The organism is Roseobacter sp. CCS2, from assembly GCF_000169435.1.
In the GTDB taxonomy this organism is placed as follows: Bacteria; Pseudomonadota; Alphaproteobacteria; order Rhodobacterales; family Rhodobacteraceae; genus Yoonia.
Genome location: NZ_AAYB01000002.1, coordinates 715,146 through 731,959, shown reverse-complemented (window position 1 = coordinate 731,959; position 16,814 = coordinate 715,146). Strand labels below are relative to the sequence as shown.

18 protein-coding genes and 1 tRNA gene are annotated in these 16,814 nt (G+C 53.7%); 17 read left to right on the top strand and 2 right to left on the bottom strand.

The window, feature by feature from the left end; all coding sequences use genetic code 11:
* Positions 1–37: 37 nt before the first annotated feature.
* The 17 genes from hisD to RCCS2_RS10235 all read left to right on the top strand — a co-directional run bounded on the left by hisD (position 38) and on the right by RCCS2_RS10235 (position 15,494).
* The gene (gene hisD, locus RCCS2_RS10310) at positions 38–1,348 is read left to right on the top strand and encodes a histidinol dehydrogenase (protein ID WP_037293855.1); all 1,311 of its coding nucleotides are present in this window, start codon (positions 38–40) and stop codon (positions 1,346–1,348) included.
* Complete coding sequence (locus tag RCCS2_RS10305; RefSeq protein WP_008233960.1) at positions 1,345–1,824, top strand: UPF0262 family protein; 480 nt, start codon at positions 1,345–1,347, stop codon at positions 1,822–1,824. The genes hisD and RCCS2_RS10305 overlap by 4 nt, the downstream gene beginning before the upstream one ends.
* A gap of 4 nt (positions 1,825–1,828) precedes the next feature.
* Complete coding sequence (locus tag RCCS2_RS10300; protein ID WP_008233958.1) at positions 1,829–2,311, top strand: arsenate-mycothiol transferase ArsC; 483 nt, start codon at positions 1,829–1,831, stop codon at positions 2,309–2,311.
* 48 nt (positions 2,312–2,359) lie between these two features.
* Positions 2,360–3,649, top strand: coding sequence for an MFS transporter (locus tag RCCS2_RS10295; protein WP_037293854.1), 1,290 nt, complete (start codon positions 2,360–2,362; stop codon positions 3,647–3,649).
* A 52-nt stretch (positions 3,650–3,701) separates the two neighbouring features.
* Complete coding sequence (locus RCCS2_RS18145) at positions 3,702–3,926, top strand: winged helix-turn-helix transcriptional regulator (RefSeq protein WP_332249318.1); 225 nt, start codon at positions 3,702–3,704, stop codon at positions 3,924–3,926.
* 162 nt (positions 3,927–4,088) lie between these two features.
* Entirely contained in the window at positions 4,089–5,669 is a 1,581-nt protein-coding gene (locus RCCS2_RS10290; protein ID WP_037293852.1) for an ABC transporter substrate-binding protein, read from the top strand.
* Positions 5,670–5,744: 75 nt separating this feature from the next.
* Positions 5,745–6,725 carry an ABC transporter permease gene (locus tag RCCS2_RS10285; RefSeq protein ID WP_008233951.1) on the top strand — a complete coding sequence of 327 codons (981 nt, stop codon included), beginning with the start codon at positions 5,745–5,747 and terminating at the stop codon, positions 6,723–6,725.
* Entirely contained in the window at positions 6,725–7,684 is a 960-nt protein-coding gene (locus RCCS2_RS10280; RefSeq protein WP_008233950.1) for an ABC transporter permease, read from the top strand. Before RCCS2_RS10285 ends, RCCS2_RS10280 begins: the two co-directional genes overlap by 1 nt.
* Complete coding sequence (locus RCCS2_RS10275; protein ID WP_008233949.1) at positions 7,684–8,658, top strand: ABC transporter ATP-binding protein; 975 nt, start codon at positions 7,684–7,686, stop codon at positions 8,656–8,658. Before RCCS2_RS10280 ends, RCCS2_RS10275 begins: the two co-directional genes overlap by 1 nt.
* On the top strand, positions 8,658–9,620 hold the full coding sequence (locus tag RCCS2_RS10270) for an ABC transporter ATP-binding protein (protein WP_008233948.1): 963 nt from the start codon (positions 8,658–8,660) through the stop codon (positions 9,618–9,620). Before RCCS2_RS10275 ends, RCCS2_RS10270 begins: the two co-directional genes overlap by 1 nt.
* Positions 9,621–9,937: 317 nt before the next feature.
* Entirely contained in the window at positions 9,938–10,156 is a 219-nt protein-coding gene (infA, locus tag RCCS2_RS10265; RefSeq protein ID WP_007205486.1) for a translation initiation factor IF-1, read from the top strand.
* 18 nt (positions 10,157–10,174) lie between these two features.
* The gene (locus tag RCCS2_RS10260) at positions 10,175–10,780 is read left to right on the top strand and encodes a Maf family protein (protein ID WP_008233940.1); all 606 of its coding nucleotides are present in this window, start codon (positions 10,175–10,177) and stop codon (positions 10,778–10,780) included.
* Positions 10,777–11,811, top strand: a complete 1,035-nt coding sequence (locus RCCS2_RS10255) for a ribonuclease E/G (protein ID WP_008233939.1) — start codon at positions 10,777–10,779, stop codon at positions 11,809–11,811. Before RCCS2_RS10260 ends, RCCS2_RS10255 begins: the two co-directional genes overlap by 4 nt.
* On the top strand, positions 11,811–11,996 hold the full coding sequence (locus tag RCCS2_RS10250; RefSeq protein WP_008233938.1) for a DNA gyrase inhibitor YacG: 186 nt from the start codon (positions 11,811–11,813) through the stop codon (positions 11,994–11,996). Before RCCS2_RS10255 ends, RCCS2_RS10250 begins: the two co-directional genes overlap by 1 nt.
* A gap of 98 nt (positions 11,997–12,094) precedes the next feature.
* Positions 12,095–12,169 (top strand) — tRNA-Phe (locus RCCS2_RS10245).
* A 662-nt stretch (positions 12,170–12,831) separates the two neighbouring features.
* Positions 12,832–14,829 (top strand): UbiA family prenyltransferase, encoded by a 1,998-nt coding sequence (locus RCCS2_RS10240; RefSeq protein WP_198007032.1) that lies wholly within the window; start codon positions 12,832–12,834, stop codon positions 14,827–14,829.
* Entirely contained in the window at positions 14,829–15,494 is a 666-nt protein-coding gene (locus RCCS2_RS10235; protein WP_008233936.1) for a DedA family protein, read from the top strand. Before RCCS2_RS10240 ends, RCCS2_RS10235 begins: the two co-directional genes overlap by 1 nt.
* Here the strand turns inward: RCCS2_RS10235 and RCCS2_RS18140 are convergent.
* Both RCCS2_RS18140 and RCCS2_RS18775 read right to left on the bottom strand, forming a co-directional pair.
* Positions 15,491–16,615, bottom strand: coding sequence for a recombinase family protein (locus RCCS2_RS18140; protein WP_083791175.1), 1,125 nt, complete (start codon positions 16,613–16,615; stop codon positions 15,491–15,493). The genes RCCS2_RS10235 and RCCS2_RS18140 overlap by 4 nt on opposite strands.
* A gap of 3 nt (positions 16,616–16,618) precedes the next feature.
* Complete coding sequence (locus RCCS2_RS18775) at positions 16,619–16,753, bottom strand: hypothetical protein (protein ID WP_269571774.1); 135 nt, start codon at positions 16,751–16,753, stop codon at positions 16,619–16,621.
* Positions 16,754–16,814: the final 61 nt, after the last annotated feature.

Here is a 16,814-nt window from a genome sequence, read left to right as displayed (position 1 = left end):
CGCCCCGCTATGTCGTGGCCCTGCAAGGAGCGCTATGATGCCACAGTTTCTATCCACCACTGACGCCGATTTTGAGACCCGCTTTGCGGCCCTTTTGGGTGCCAAACGCGAGGATAGCCCGGATGTGGATCATGTCGTGGCCGGGATTATTGCCGATGTACGCGCCCGGGGTGATGCGGCGGTGCTGGAACTGACGGCCAAGTTTGATCGGTTGGACCTGACGGCTGAAACCATGCGCTTTAGCGCGGCCGAGATTGAGGCCGAGTGCGCCAAGGTCGATGATGCGGATCGCGCGGCGTTGGAGATGGCGGCGGACCGTATCCGCGCCTATCACGCGCGCCAGATGCCTGATGATGCCTCTTGGACCGATGAGACGGGTGCGACGTTAGGCTGGCGCTGGACGCCGGTGTCTGCTGCGGGTCTTTATGTGCCCGGTGGGTTGGCGTCTTATCCGTCTTCCGTTTTGATGAATGCCATTCCCGCAAAGGTCGCCGGTGTTGGCCGCTTGGCAATCGTCGTGCCGACGCCAGATGGGGTGACCAATCCGCTGGTTTTGATGGCCGCTAGGATTGCTGGGGTGGATGAGGTTTACCGTATTGGTGGGGCGCAGGCCGTGGCGGCGTTGGCCTATGGGACCGAAACGATTGCGCCGGTGGATAAGATCACCGGACCGGGGAACGCCTTTGTGGCTGCTGCCAAGCGCCGTGTCTTTGGCAAGGTTGGCATTGATATGATCGCCGGGCCGTCCGAGATTTTGGTGATTGCCGATAAGGACAATGACCCCGACTGGATCGCGCTTGATCTGCTGTCCCAAGCGGAACATGACGAAAGCGCGCAGTCTTTGCTGATCACTGACGATGCTGCCTTTGGGCAGGCTGTGGCGGACGCGGTTGCGAAGCGGCTGGAAACGCTGGAACGCCGTGCCATCGCGGGCGCGAGCTGGCGTGATTTTGGGGCCGTGATCACAGTGAAAGATTTCGATGAAGCCGTGTTCCTATCGGATCGTATTGCACCCGAGCATTTGGAGTTGTGCACCGCTGATGCGGACGCTCTTTCAGAGAACATTACCCATGCAGGTGCGATCTTCATTGGGGGTTGGACACCCGAGGCGATTGGTGACTACATTGGCGGTCCCAACCATGTTTTGCCCACCGCGCGGTCGGCACGGTTTTCGAGTGGATTGTCAGTGATGGACTTTATCAAACGCACGACATTGTCACGCATGACACCTGATGCTTTGGCGGCCATTGGGCCTGCGGCTGAGCGCCTTGCGATTTCCGAAAGCCTTGAGGCGCATGGCCTATCTGTGCGCGCCCGTTTGGACCGGCTGAACAGAGGTGAGTTATGAGCAAGATCACCCATATCGAGATTGATGATCGGAACCTGCCGCCACCCACACCTGAGATTGATCAGGAACGCAAAGTGGCGATGTTTGATCTGTTGGAAGACAACAGCTTTGTCATGCCCGCGCGCGACGGACGGGATGTGCCGGAAGGCCCCTATAAGCTGAACCTGTCGATTAAAGAGCGTCGGCTGGTGTTTGATCTGAAGCTGGAAGACGACAATCCGGCAGGTGAATTTCACCTGTCGCTGGGGCCGTTCCGGCAGGTGGTGAAGGATTATTTTCAGATCTGCGAAAGCTACTTTGACGCTGTCAAATCCCTGCCCCCCAGCCAGATCGAAACGATTGATATGGCCCGCCGCGGCATCCACAACGAAGGGGCGCGGATCTTGCAGGAACGGCTGGAAGGCAAAGCTGACGTCGATATTGATACCGCACGCCGCCTGTTTACGCTGATTTGCGTCTTGCACTTTGGGGGCTGAAAACATGGCGGAGGGGGACAAATATCAGGACCTTCCGCAGTCAGTGCTGTTTTGTTGCGATCATAACTCTGTCCGGTCGCCGATGGCCGAAGGGATCATGAAAAAGCTGTATGGGACCGAATGTTATATTCAATCGGTCGGTGTCAAAAATGATCTTGAGATTGATGGGTTTTCCATCGCGGTTTGCGCCGAGATCGGGGTGGAACTGTCGCGCCACAGGTCGCGGTCTTTCGACGAGATGGAGGACTGGGGTGATGATCTATCGTCCTTTGATCTGGTGCTGGCATTGTCGCCTGCCAGCCAACGGCGCGCCCTTGATCTGACGCAGTTTTATCACCTTGAGGTGGAATATTGGCCTATCCTTGACCCCACTGGGCTGGGGGATAATCGCGATGCGCGGTTGGCGCTTTATCGTCAAGCACGGGATCAGATCAAAGACCGGTTAATCGCGCGTTGGGGGCCCGGGGTTGAAGGGCGCGTAAAGTAGCGGTGCCAGGGTATTGTGTTCAAAGGTAGCAACCCCGAAACTGCGGGCATGGCCAACGACATAGAATTCTCTTTCAATGCACTATCGGGGTCAGCGCGACGGCATATTCGGGTGTTTCAGATACACCAGTTTCTGGATCGCTTTGCCATGGGTCTGACGGTGGCCGTGGTAGCGCTGGCGTTGACAGATCGCGGCATGGATCTTTTCCAGATTTCGCTTCTGTTCGGGGTCTATTCGATCACAACGATTGCGATGGAACTCCCATTCGGCGGCTTAGCCGATAATATTGGGCGCAAACCTGTCTTTCTTGCTGCAGTTGTTGCCAGTTTGATCTCATTAGCGCTTTTCCTTTCAGCTAGCGATTTCTATGTTTTGGCTCTTTCGTTTGCCTTCATCGGGTTTGGACGCGCCCTGCGGTCAGGCACGCTTGATGCGTGGTTTGTTGAGACGTTCAAGGCCTCCGCGCCCAATGTGGATGTCCAACCCGCACTTGCCAAAGCGCAGTGGGCCAATGCGATGGGCCTTGCTATTGGTGCCATTGTGGGAGGCATCTTGCCCGATGCATTCGGTTCGGTCGCACAAAGGCATGGCATCAGCATCTATGATGTGTCTTACGCCGCAAGCTTTGCCGTGATGGTCGGCGTGCTGATTTACACCGTGTTCGCCATTACTGAGGAACCGCGCCCCCTTGATCCGGGTGCCCTCATAAAAGGGTTCACCAACGTCCCATCGGTGATCAAGGAGGCCAGTCGTCTTGCGTTGAAACATCCCACGCTTTCACTCCTTTTGACGGCTCTCGCATTTTTCCTCATGGCAACCAATCCGGTTGAGGTGATCTGGCCGACATACGCCAAACCCATGCTGGATCAGGGCTACGCAAATACTGCTATTGGCGCTTTGACGGCCGGTTACTTTTTCTCAATCGCGTTTGGTGCATCGTTGTCGCCCCGCATCAGCAGGATATTCAAGCGTCGCCACGCGGTCACACTTGCAGCAATTTTTGCGTGTCTCGCCGTTGTTCAGGTGGCGCTTGCGATGCAAGGCGAAATCGTCGGGTTTGTCGGCATTTTTATTTTGTATTCCGTCCTTCTTGGCGCAAGCGAGACGCCTGCGAGCAGCATCCTGCATAAGTGCGTGGAGGATCGCCAGAGGTCTACCATGCTGTCTCTGCGCTCTCTCATACAGCAGCTGGGGGCGGCACTCGGATTGGTCTTGGTAGGCGCCGTGGCGGAGGTTTACTCTACGCCTGTTGCATGGATTTTTGGGGCGGGTTTTCTGGGCCTGGCAGTGATCTTGATAAGCGTACTGGCGATGCGGCTAGGGGCAAAGCCAGAATAGCTAAAATTCGTGCGCGGCGCTGCATCATGAAATATGGGGTCGAAGCGGACCATTGGCGACATCATGCAGCACGTTTTTGACTAAGAATCTGCGCAGCCTTGAGAGGGACGGCTATTTGACACGGGAGGTAGACCCGGGACCACCCATAGCCGTCCGCTATACTTTGACAGACATAGGTGAAGAGCTGCTACCGCTGCTTAAGGCATTGACAGTCTGGGCGGCAAGTCGCCACAGCGATATCGCAAGATCACGCAAGGCGTTCGATGAAGCAAAGTAAGATAGGGTTCATAAATTATGCGCAACAAAGCTGCCGATCAGATAGGCCTGTTGCGTGGTTGCTTTCCGTTCTCCTTCAACGCGGCTTCTTGCCATTCCCTTAAAATTGGGGACAATTGTGTCAACCTTCATAACTTGAAGGATTCTAATCAGGGGAAATCGAATGAAGCCAACATCAGCTTTAACACTTGCCGCCGTATTAATGGCCACAGCCGCACCGCTTAGTGCGGAAACGCTACGTTGGGCACGCTCGGGCGACGCGCTCACACTTGATCCACATGCCCAAAATGAGGGACCGACACACACCATCCGCCACCAGATGTATGAGCCGCTGATCATCCGCGACGTGACTGGTGCGTTTGAACCTGCATTGGCCACGGATTGGGCACCATCTGCGGATGATCCCAATGTTTGGGTCTTCAATCTGCGCGAAGGTGCCACCTTTCATGATGGCGCGGCCTTTACCGCCGAAGACGTTGTTTTCAGTTTTGAACGCGCCCAACAGCCCAATTCCGATATGAAAGAATTGATCGGATCCATCACCGAGGTCCGCGCTGTTGATGATCTCACGGTTGAAATTGTGACAGACGGACCAAACCCGATCCTGCCGTCCAACCTGACCAACCTGTTCATCATGGACAAGGACTGGACCGAGGCGAATAACACCGTTTCCGTGCAGGATTTCGAAGGCGGCGAGATCACGTTCGCCACAACCAACGTCAATGGTACAGGGCCTTATGTGCTGCAAAGCCGCGAACCTGACGTCAAAACCGTCATGGTCCGCAATGAAAACTATTGGGGCATCGACCAATTCCCCATGGACGTGACCGAGATTGTCTATACCCCCATCCAGAACCCCGCCACCCGCGTGGCTGCGATGCTGTCGGGCGAGGTTGATTTCTTGCAGGATATGCCTGTGCAGGATCTGGAGCGGGTCAATGCCGCTGATGGTCTGGTGGTCAAGCAAGCACCGCAGAACCGCGTCATCTTTTTTGGTATGAACCAGGGTGCGGATGATGTCGAAGCGGATAACGTCGACGGGGCCAACCCGCTTGCCGATGTCCGCGTGCGCCGTGCCATGTCGATGGCAATCAACCGTGATGCGATCCGTCAGATTGTCATGCGTGGCCAGAGTGAGCCTGCGGGCATGATCGCACCGCCATTCGTGAACGGCTGGACGGCCGAGATGGACGCGGAATCCACCACAGATGTCGAAGGCGCAAAGGCGCTGTTGGCCGAGGCTGGCTATGCCGATGGTTTCTCTATCCGGCTGGATTGCCCCAACGACCGTTACGTGAATGACGAAGGCATCTGTCAGGCTGCTGTCGGCATGTTGGGTCAAATCGGTGTGACCGTGAATTTGGATGCCAAACCAAAGGCGCAGCACTTCCCGCTGATCAGCGATGGCCAGACCGATTTCTACATGCTGGGTTGGGGTGTGCCAACCTATGACAGCGAATACATCTTCAACTTCCTTGTGCACGGACGCGAAAGCGATATCGGCACATGGAACGGCACTGGCTATGATAATGACGATCTGGATGCGATGATTGCCTCTTTGTCCTCCAATACTGATCTTGAGGCACGCAACGCGGATATCGCCAGCATTTGGCGGGTTGTTCAGGACGAACAGCTTTATATCCCGATCCATCACCAAGTGCTGAATTGGGGCATGTCAGAAAGCGTGGGTATTGAGGTTGATCCAGAAGATCAGCCAAAGATCAAATACTTCACAATGAACTGATCTCAAATTGTGACGCGCCTTTACAACTGGCGCGTCACACCGCCCCTAAACGGGGCCCTTTAGGACAATCACACCATGCTGGCCTATACTATTCGCCGTGTCGCACAGTCTGCGCTCGTCCTGCTGATTGTTGGGCTTGTGGCATTTTCGATGTTTCGTTTTGTCGGCGATCCGATTGAAAACATGCTGGGCCAGGAACGCACGGTCGAAGATATCGAACGCCTGCGCGATCAGCTTGGCCTGAACCAATCGTTTGCCGTCCAATATTTCAAGTTCCTGGAAGGTGCCGTGCAAGGCAACTTTGGCGTCAGCTACAGGCAAGGGCGCCCCGTCGCCGAAATTCTGATGGAACGCGCGCCCGCGACACTGGAACTGGCAGCTGTGTCAGCCGTGTTCGCCATTATTCTGGGGATCGCATTTGGTGTGCTTACAGCGATCCGTCGTGACGGATTTGTTGCCAATTTCATCATGTCCGCATCCCTGATCGGGGTGTCGCTGCCGACATTCCTGATCGGGATACTTCTGATTTATATTTTCTCGGTCGAATTGGGGTGGCTGCCCAGTTTCGGTCGCGGTGAGACCGTGCAGATTGGCAATTGGTCGACTGGTTTCCTGACGACGTCAGGCCTGCAGGCGTTGATCCTGCCGTCCATCACCCTTGGGCTTTACCAGATGACGCTGATCATGCGGCTTGTCCGCTCTGAAATGCTGGAAGTGCTGCGGCAGGACTATATCCGCTTTGCCCGCGCGCGCGGATTGAAAAGCCGCGCGATCAACTTTCGCCATGCGCTAAAGAATACGATGGTGCCTGTGATCACCGTGATTGGCCTTCAACTGGGGGCGATCATCGCTTTTGCAATCATTACTGAAACAGTATTCCAGTGGCCGGGCGTTGGCCTGCTGTTTATCAACGCGATCCAGTTTGTCGATATCCCTGTGATGGCCGCCTATCTGATGCTGATTTCGGTGATGTTTGTCGCGATCAACCTGATTGTTGATATGCTTTATTTCCTCATCGACCCGCGTTTGCGTGTTGACCGGGCGGGAGGCCACTGATGACCGATCTTTCAGATCAAAAGATTGCACCAAAGGTTGCGCAAAAATCGCGCCTGCGCGTGTTTCTGGATAGCGATATCTACTATACATTTCGGCGGTCGCCGATTGCGGTCATCTCGACCATTGTGGTTACGATCCTGGTTCTATCCGCCATATTCGCCCCGCTGATTGCACCCACAAATCCGTTCAACCCGGCATCACTGAACCTGATGAATGGTTTTACACCACCAATGGCGCCCAACGCGTTTACCGGCGAAAGCTTTATTCTGGGGACGGATGATCAAGGGCGTGATGTCTTTTCGACCATCCTGTACGGTATGCGGATATCATTGTTTGTTGGTGTTGCTGCGGTTTTGTTTGCGATGGTGCTGGGGATCACACTGGGGCTGATCTCGGGCTATGTGGGCGGTTGGACCGAGACCATCATCATGCGCATCGCTGACGTACAACTGACGTTTCCGTCCATTCTTGTGGCGATGCTGATTTTTGGGATCGCCAAAGGCGTGACACCCATTGAATACCGCGACCAGATGGCGATTTGGGTTTTGATTATCGCTATCGGGCTCAGCGATTGGGTGCAATTCGCCCGTGTCGTGCGCGGGGCCACACTGGTCGAAAAGCGCAAAGAATATGTCGAGGCCGCGCGCCTGATCGGGCGCAAACCCTATGCCGTCATGTTGCGGCATATTCTGCCGAATGTGCTGTCGCCCGTCCTTGTCATCGCCACGATATCACTGGCGCTAGCGATCATTGCCGAAGCGACGCTTAGCTTTTTGGGGGTGGGTGCGCCACCCACGCAACCCAGCCTTGGCACCTTGATCCGTATCGGGCAGGGTTTCCTGTTTTCAGGCGAATGGTGGATTTTGCTGTTTCCGGCACTTACCCTTCTTACGTTGGCGCTGAGTGTGAATTTGCTGGGTGACTGGCTGCGCGACGCGCTGAACCCGAGGTTGCGCTGATGTCAGATGCCGTTTTGTCGATCCGGAACCTGTCTGTCGAAATCCCCACGCGCAGCGGTGTTGTCAAGCCAGTTGACGGTGTCAGCTATGACATATCCGCCGGTGAAATTCTGGGCGTTGTCGGCGAAAGCGGCGCGGGTAAATCCATGGCGGGCAATGCCGTCATTGGTCTGCTTAATCCACCTGCGCATATTGCGCAGGGCGAAATCTGGCTGAACGGCACCCGCATTGACGCGCTGAAGGGCGAAGCAATGCGCCGTCTGCGCGGCAAGGAAATCGGGATGGTGTTTCAGGACCCGCTGACATCGCTGAACCCGCTTTTGTCCATCGGGGATCAACTGACTGAAACGATGCTGACCCATCTGCCAATTAGTCGGGCAGAGGCGGGTAAGCGCGCAGTTGCAGCATTGGAAGAGGTTGGTATTCCCGGCGCTGCCGAACGGATTGACAGCTACCCCCATGAGTTTAGCGGCGGAATGCGCCAGCGTGTGGTCATCGCATTGGCGCTGTGCGCCGAACCATCGCTGATCATCGCGGATGAGCCGACAACGGCTTTGGACGTCTCTGTACAGGCGCAGATCATCGCCTTGCTCAAACGGCTTTGCCGTGACCGGGGCACCGCTGTCATGCTGATCACCCATGATATGGGCGTGATCGCGGAAGCGGCTGACCGTGTCGCTGTGATGTATGCCGGGCGTTTGGCTGAACTGGGCCGGGTCCGTGATGTGCTAACCCAACCACAGCACCCTTACACTGGGGGGTTGATGGCATCGACGCCATTGGCCTCGGCTGGCAAAGCGCGATTGCACCAGATCGAAGGGGCGATGCCCCGACTGGACAACGTGCCTGATGGTTGCCCTTTTCACCCACGCTGCACATACGCTGAAAGCAAATGCCGCGCGGCCCCAGCCCCGCAAATATCACAAAACCACGCCGCATGCTGGTTTCCGCTGATGGCCCAGAAAGTATCGTAATGGCGCTGATTTCCGTAAAGAACCTGACACGCGTGTTTGACGTGTCAAAACCTTGGCTGAACCGGGTGATTGAACGGCGCGGCAAAGCGTTGCTGACCGCCGTATCAGACGTTGATTTTGAGGTGGCGGAACGCAGCACCTATGGTCTGGTTGGCGAAAGCGGGTCTGGCAAATCCACCATTGGCCGTATGTTGGTGGGCTTGCTTACACCATCTGACGGCACGGTCGAAATCGGCGGCGTAAACCTGGCCGCAGAAACGAATGCGGGTAAAGTAGACGCCGTGCGTTCTGACATTCAGATGATCTTTCAAGATCCGTTTGCGTCGCTTAACCCGCGCTGGCGGGTACGCGATATTGTCGTCGAGCCGGTCGTGGCGCGTGGGGGTGATGCAACCGGGTTGGCTGAAAAACTGTTGGAACAAGTGGGGCTATCGGCGGCGGACGCGGGCAAGTTTCCGCATGAATTTTCCGGCGGACAAAGGCAGCGCATTTGCATTGCGCGCGCGTTGTCATCCGAGCCAAAACTGATCGTGTGCGATGAGCCGACATCGGCGCTGGATGTGTCGGTACAGGCGCAGGTGCTTAACCTGATGAGCGACCTGAAAGATAATTTTGGCCTGACCTATGTGCTGATCAGTCACGATCTGACGGTTGTACAGCATATGTCGGACGTCATCGGCGTGCTTTATCTGGGCCGACTGGTTGAAGAGGCGACACCGGATGAGCTGTTTAACAATACAAAACACCCCTACACGAAAATGCTGCTAGAGGCGGCCCCGCTGATGGATGGCTTTGGTCGCGAAGCTGCATTGCCCGAAGGTGAGATCCCAGATCCGATCAACCCGCCAAGCGGCTGCGCATTTCACCCACGCTGCCCGATTGCCGAAGATATCTGCAGGCAAGAACGGCCTCTACTGCGTCTAGTAGACAACGCACGGGTCGCCTGCCATTTAGCACAGTAGTGATAAATGCGCGCGGACGAAAAGGTGATCGCGTATCTTTAGGCGTGTGCGAAAGAATGCAGTGAAATCTGACTAGGAATGCAAGAAAAAACCGGACCTGCGCTGTAAGCAAACGAATAAGCAAGTTGAGCTCATGGCACCCATTCGCGGCTAGACCGCTTTGTCTGTTTCCAGCTGTTTCCCAATCGGAACCGCGACTGCCATCTGTCTTTCACCTGCAAAACACCCATGAACACGGATTAACCCTTGAAAATCCGCGCATTCAGGCGCATGTAAGCGCCGTCTGCAACAAGCAGATCACAAATATAGGAGATCACATGGCCAAGGAAGAACTGCTCGAATTCCCAGGTGTCGTGAAAGAACTTCTGCCAAACGCGACGTTTCGGGTCGAGCTGGAAAACGGCCATGAGATCATCGCGCATACGGCAGGCAAGATGCGCAAGAACCGCATCCGGGTTCTGGCTGGCGACAAGGTGCAGGTTGAAATGACACCTTATGATCTGACCAAAGGTCGGATTAACTATCGTTTCAAATAAGGGTGGCAAGGGTCTGCCATGACCACCCTGCCCCCGAACCGTGAATTGAAACTTGTTCTCGGCTCCGGCTCACCCCGGCGGCTGGAACTGTTAGCGCAGCTTGGGCTGACGCCAAGTGCTGTGCGCGCGCCTGATATTGATGAAGACGTGCGCAAAGGCGAATTGCCGCGTGATTACGTCAAACGGATTGCGGCGGAAAAGGTGGCGGCCGTTGACGCGGCAGAGGATGAGGTTGTTCTGTGTGCCGACACCACCGTAGCCCTTGGCCGTCGGATTATGGGCAAGCCTGCGGATGCCGCTGAGGCCGCGCAGTTTTTGTTTGCCCTGTCTGGTCGTCGCCATAAGGTGATCACCGCTTTGGCTGTGAAACGAGGCACGCAGGTCTGGACCAAGGATGTGCAAAGCACGGTCGCTTTCAAACAACTGTCGGACGCAGAGGTAAACACCTATCTTGCCTCGGATGATTGGCGCGGCAAAGCGGGTGGCTATGCCATCCAAGGGCCAGCGGGTGCCTTCATCCCATGGATCAATGGATCATATACAGGCATCGTTGGCTTGCCCCTGACCGAAACGGCCGGCCTGCTGACGGCAGCGGGCGTTGTCCTTTACGGAGATGCATCATGAAGGGCCGCACGATTGTTCTGGACCATATTGGCAAGGTCGAGGTAGCCGCGTATCTGGTTGACGGCAAACTGGATGACATCCTGATTGATCATGATGATGCCCAGCGCCCCGGTGCAATTTTCCGGGCAATCTGTGATCGCCCGATCAAAGGCCAAGGCGGGATGATGATGCGCCTGCCTGAGGGTGAGACAGCGTTTCTGCGACAGGGCAAAGGGCTACGCCCCGGTCAGCCGCTTTTGGTGCAGGTCACTGGGATCGCTGAGGATGGCAAGGCTGTCCCGGTCACGGACCGCGTTTTGTTCAAAAGCCGCTATGCGATTGTCACACCGGGCAAGCCGGGGTTGAATATCTCGCGCCAGATCACGGATGAAGACGTGCGGGATGGCTTGCTGGCCATCGCGCATGAGGTGTTTGACAGCCCGCATGGGTTGATCATGCGATCCTCTTGTGAAGGCGCTGATAAGGCAGAGGTCGCGGAGGATATTGTTGCGATGCTGTCGTTGGCGGATGCGGTATTAGACGACGCCGCAGGCACGACACCAGAGGCGCTAACCGAAGGTGATGGACCGCATGCTGTTGCCTGGCGGGAATGGACGGGGGCGGCAGACGTTGTGACCGAGGCGGGCGCTTTTGAGGGCTTGGGCGTGCTGGATCAGCTTGATGCGCTGGCGCAGCCACGTGTCGCGCTGGGTGAGGGGCATATGTATGTCGAACCCACACGCGCGCTGGTCGCCGTTGATGTGAATACAGGCAACGACACCTCGCCTGCTGCTGCGTTAAAGGCCAATCTTGCTGCCGCGCGCGCCCTACCCCGCGCCTTGCGCTTGCGTGGCTTGGCCGGTCAGATCACGGTTGATTTCGTGTCCATGTCCAAGGCGCACCGCAAGCAGGTCGAACAATCGCTGCGGGCCTCATTCAGGGCCGATCCAATTGAGACATCGCTGGTGGGCTGGACCCCAATGGGCCTGTTTGAGATGCAGCGCAAACGCGAACGCCCCCCTTTTCCTAAGCACCTTTTGAAGGACATCTGATGGCCTGCCCGATTTGTGATAAACCAACCGAAACTGCGTTTCGCCCTTTCTGCTCAAAGCGTTGCGCCGATGTTGATCTGGCCAAGTGGTTCACCGGTGGATATGCCATTCCGGCGGATGATCCTGAGGACGCGGAAGACCTGGAAAACCAGTTGCAACAGGCCGATACGCAGAAACCACACTAAGCTTTGGTTTTTCAAGAAGTTCCCTCTGGACACCCCCATCCCTCGCGTCTAAAACCGCGCTACCCAAGGTGGGATGCTCTTTGCACCCCGCTCCCGATGCCCGGGTAGCTCAGGGGTAGAGCAGTGGATTGAAAATCCTCGTGTCGGTGGTTCGATTCCGCCCCCGGGCACCATAAAATCAAAGAGTTAGCTGATGTGATGAATTATAAGGCTCTGAATAGGCTCAATAACCGGTACGTGCTTGGTATTCGCGCTTTAGTTACTTGTAGAGAAACCGCAAAAAAATCATCGTCTGACCGCGAGCGGAGCATATCTGACCTTTTTGGGTTTTAGTGGCACAAGTAGTTTATTGTAATGTAGCGACTTGGCGACCAGTCTGTACTAAGATAGGCTTCCTTAAGAAATGAACTTGCCGTTTAACAATTCTCCATTGAGGACGTTTTAATGCGGGAGCAGAATAGGTGGAAATTTGCAGGGCTGGCAGGGAACGTTTGATTCGCTCAAGCGAGGTTTTGCTTTCGCATTCATTGGGGTCATAATCTGGACTCTTGGATTGCTAGTCGCGTTGGACGAGATCAACGTCGAGAAAGTCAACCTACTTACTGAAGCTTTTAAAGTGCTAGACACTAGGGTGATATTTCCAACTGCATTCAACTTGGGATTTCTAATTTTATGGCTTCAGTTTGCAGCACCGAGGCGAGTTGGCTCAGGTCAACTCCGTGGATTTGCTTTCTTTTCGGGGGTTTGCCTCTTCGGACTAACGACCTACTTGATGGGTCGAACTCAGACTGCCAACGGGTTTGAGCTGGAACCGCTCAGACCGCTTTGGCAGTCCATGAAGTGGCATATCGTCCTAGCTCTCCCAGCCGCACTTTACTTTTTCCGAGGGAGGGTCTTGCCCTCCCTGGAAGGGGAAACACCCGACCTTGAAACGGACGCATCCGAAAGTGTTCACCTCAGCTTCCTGTATCAGATTTTTGCGCCATCGGTCTTGTTTTGCATGTCGCTCTTCTCGATGGGTGTTTTTGCAGCGGCCAGTTTGGGCTATGAAGCTGAGCTGAACACCTCGTTGATTATGTTAGGATTAGGTACGCTCTCATTTGCGCTGCTTTATTGGTTCGCAGGTCGGAGAGGGCAAGGCGTAGCGCTGTATGTGCCATTCGTTGCGATTGGATTGCTCGTTTCATTTTCCGCTTCCGTGATTGCAGATGCCACATGGGCGAAGCTTCTGACAATCTCGATTGCTCTAACTTTTGCACTCGGGGTGGCAGAGGTCAGCAAACGATACAGTCAGATCGCTTCTGGTACGCTTTGGCAGTATAAAACTACCGACGCCGAATACTTTCTTCTGGGTGCAAACTGGTCCGCAGCAGTGTTTCCAGCGTTCACACTTGTAATGATTTCAACTTTCAGAGATTTTGGATTTATCCTCACTGGGCTCATTGTAGCTGTCTTTGTAGTTTCTTGGCTGCATATGGCCACAGGTAGCAAACAATCGAAGTTTGGGGAACGGTTTGCCGTTGCTTATGGTTTATTACTTCCTGTTTCGGTAGGAACTGGAATTGTTTGGGGCGGGCCAGTAAACGACTGGTTTGGCAGTGAGGTGCAGATATCCGATGTGATACTAGCGTTGCTCGCACAAGTGGCATTTGCGGTTGGTCTACTTCGTTTGGCAAAAGACACTATCGGCGTTCCACTGGACGGTTTCTTTGCGAACCTGTGGTCACCCAAAAACTATCTATACAGACCACATTGCCTTTTCTTGCTTCTAACGGTCAACGCTCTCATAGTGATCCTGCTACTATTGCTCTTTGTCGTTGTTGTCATGTTCCCAGCATTCGCCACGTCAGAGGTGTCGATTACTTCACTCGGCAAACAGCTTGCAAACTCTGGGTTTTTTGTAACTTTCATCTCGTTACTAGCCCTAATGGGAACTTTTGCAACGCCGAGTAGTGTGTCTCGACTTCGAGAAGAACGTACCAGCAGTAAAGATCATCCTAATCACCCAGATAAAATGCCTTCCACAAGTGGTCCTATGTTGGAGTACTTTTCACTTTTTCTTGCAAGCGGTCGGCCAGGTATAAGCTGGATCGCCGGAACGGCCGCAACAGCATCTGCATTTGCCGCCTCGATTGGATCCAACATCGAACTCTTTTCGATCTTTGTTATCATGACACTTCTTACAATGTTTGGATTTGTCGTGAATGACGTATCCGATCTTGAAAAAGACAAAACTGCTGGAAAGTTGCGACCTATAACCTCAGGAGCTCTGCCTACCGATGTCGCAACGTGCTTAGCGGCGGGCGCTTTGAGCATAGCAATTCTTCTTTCCTGGCAGTTTGGCCTCTTGGCGCTATCCGCAACTTTGGTCATTGCGACAGCGCTAATTCTTTATTCTCCGTTCTCGTCTTCTTTTCCTCTTTGCAAGGGGCCGTATACAGCAGCGCTTTGTGTTTCACCGTTCTTATTTGCGGGAGCGGCGACTGGCATTGCTATAAGTGCTTTGACGTTAATTATTGTATTTCTTTTCGTTGTATTCAGAGAAGTTGTTTTAGACGCTGAAGACGCGGAAGGTGACAAAGCGTTCGATCTTTTCACCGTGGCACATCTCCTAGGACCTGAGCGTGCTAGAGTAATTGGTTGGACAGGTATGTTCGCAACATTGGTCCTCGGCCAAATTGCATTTGACAATCCGTTCTCTGTAGTAATTCTGTGCCTTGCGGCTGCCAACCTAGTACTAGCCCGATGGATATATAACGCTCAAGCGGGACTTGGGCTTAAGATTACTCGAGTCTCAATGCTGCTAGGCGTTTGCGCAGCTGCTCTCGGATAATGTTCTCTATAATCAAAACCCCGCTGGCACTACTAACTATATTGCTGAGCCTGGACGCACTCACGTTTTTGGGTCTGCTTCCTTCCAAAACGATACTTTTTGCATCGCTTTCAGAATGGCTAGCAGGATCCGGCCTTGCGTTTGTGCTACTCGTTTCATTCATCGAAAATATTCCCATTTTAAATGTTTATTTCCCCGGTTCCATCACAATCCTTGCAGCCATGGCTGGAACATCGGGTGATCCACTTAAGGTCTTTGCTGTATGGGGCGTGGTCTCACTTGGAGCGGTGGCTGGGCAATTCCTACTCTTTGCAGTCGGAATGAGATTTATCAAACGTTCTCAAGCACTTAATCAGCCTCACCAACGTGTCGAAAAGATGAACTATAAAGGCCCAATCTTACTTGGTTTGACCAGCTTTTGGCATCCGCACTTAGCCTCCATGGCCTGCCTTGCAATGATCGAAGCTAATGTGAAGTTCAAACGTTTTGCTACTATCTCCATCGTTTGGACATGCACTTGGAATATTTTCTGGACTTTCTTTGTACTGCTGTTTGGGAATATTTTTTCGGAGGGTTTCTTAGGCTTCCTGTTGGTGTACCTGTTTTTGGTCATTTGGATAGTTTTTCTACTCACCAAGAAGCCTGTCGCTAAGGCGCCAAGCTAGTTCTGTTGGACGAAACCACTAGATATCATCTTGCAGATGTACGGTATCTGTTTCGATGTATCCAGCGAGTCTACGCAGTCTTGGACTATCCGGCAGTCCAATGTGATGGTTTCTCTATGCATGATCTTCGTGGTTATCTGGTAAGTGCTCGACCGTGTTTCATTGTATTTGTTTGACCAAATGGTACTAGCAGTCACTATATAATAAAGGAGATAAATAAACTCATGGATATAGACATGCCCTTTTTGTACTTCACCATACAAGCGCCGGTGACACAGGCCGCAACTGATAAGACGTCGATATCGATGGTTGTGGACGACGTGCTTTTTGTGGTGCCGATCTTTCTTCAGGGCCTGAACACGATCAAAAAGCGCTTTCGTGATAATTGGTTCATGTATCCCACTATACATGCGGTTGGTGCGTTTCAGATAAATGGTGCCATAATAAAAACGGTTACTAAGTATGTTTTCTACACCATATTTTGTGACGGGTTTCCCATGACGGTTGCGCAGACCGCGTCTTTCAAGCTCACTGACGAGGCCTCGCAATGAGAATTGCTGGCTGGCGTATAGTTCAAAGGCTTGCCGAACAAATGGTGCACGCATCGGATCGTGCTTCTTTGGTTGACCTGGCCCAGTGTTGAGGTAGCCGATAGGTGCGCCAAACGGAAACAACCCCTGCTTCAAACGTCCCTCTATTCCTTTGAGTGTTTCCTCACGCAGGTTTCGAACATAGTCTGCTGCTATCACCGCCTGAATGTCAGCGGTCAACCGTCCACCACGAGATCGCAGATCAAGACTTTCGTGAGCGAAGTGAACGTCAATGCCGCTGTCAACAAGCTCACCGATACGCGCCCAATCCGAAAAGTTACGCGCAGAACGATCAATCTTATGAGCAATCAGCCCGACCGCATTCCCTGCCTGCAAGGACTGCACTACCGCATCAAAAACCGGGCGGCCGCGCTTAGCGGCGGTTTCTTTTTCTTCAAACCATTCAATGACGGTGAGGTTATTACGTTGCGCGAATATCGTAATTGCTTCGCGCTGCGCTTCCAAAGAAACACCATCACCTTGTTTGACGGTTGATACTCTCGTGTATGCGAAACAAGTCTTAGTTGTCATAGGCTAGGTATCTTCCGACTCTAACAAATCCTCGGAATTTGGCGAATCGTCGGGCCATGGCCAAACGCCGCTTTGCAGCATCTCCAGATAAATCTCATGACAGACACGCAAATACTCTTCGAAGGCTTCTTCAGACATATGCGGCGCAAATGGATCAAATCGTTGCATATTCATATTTTATGACAAAGAAGAGTCTGAC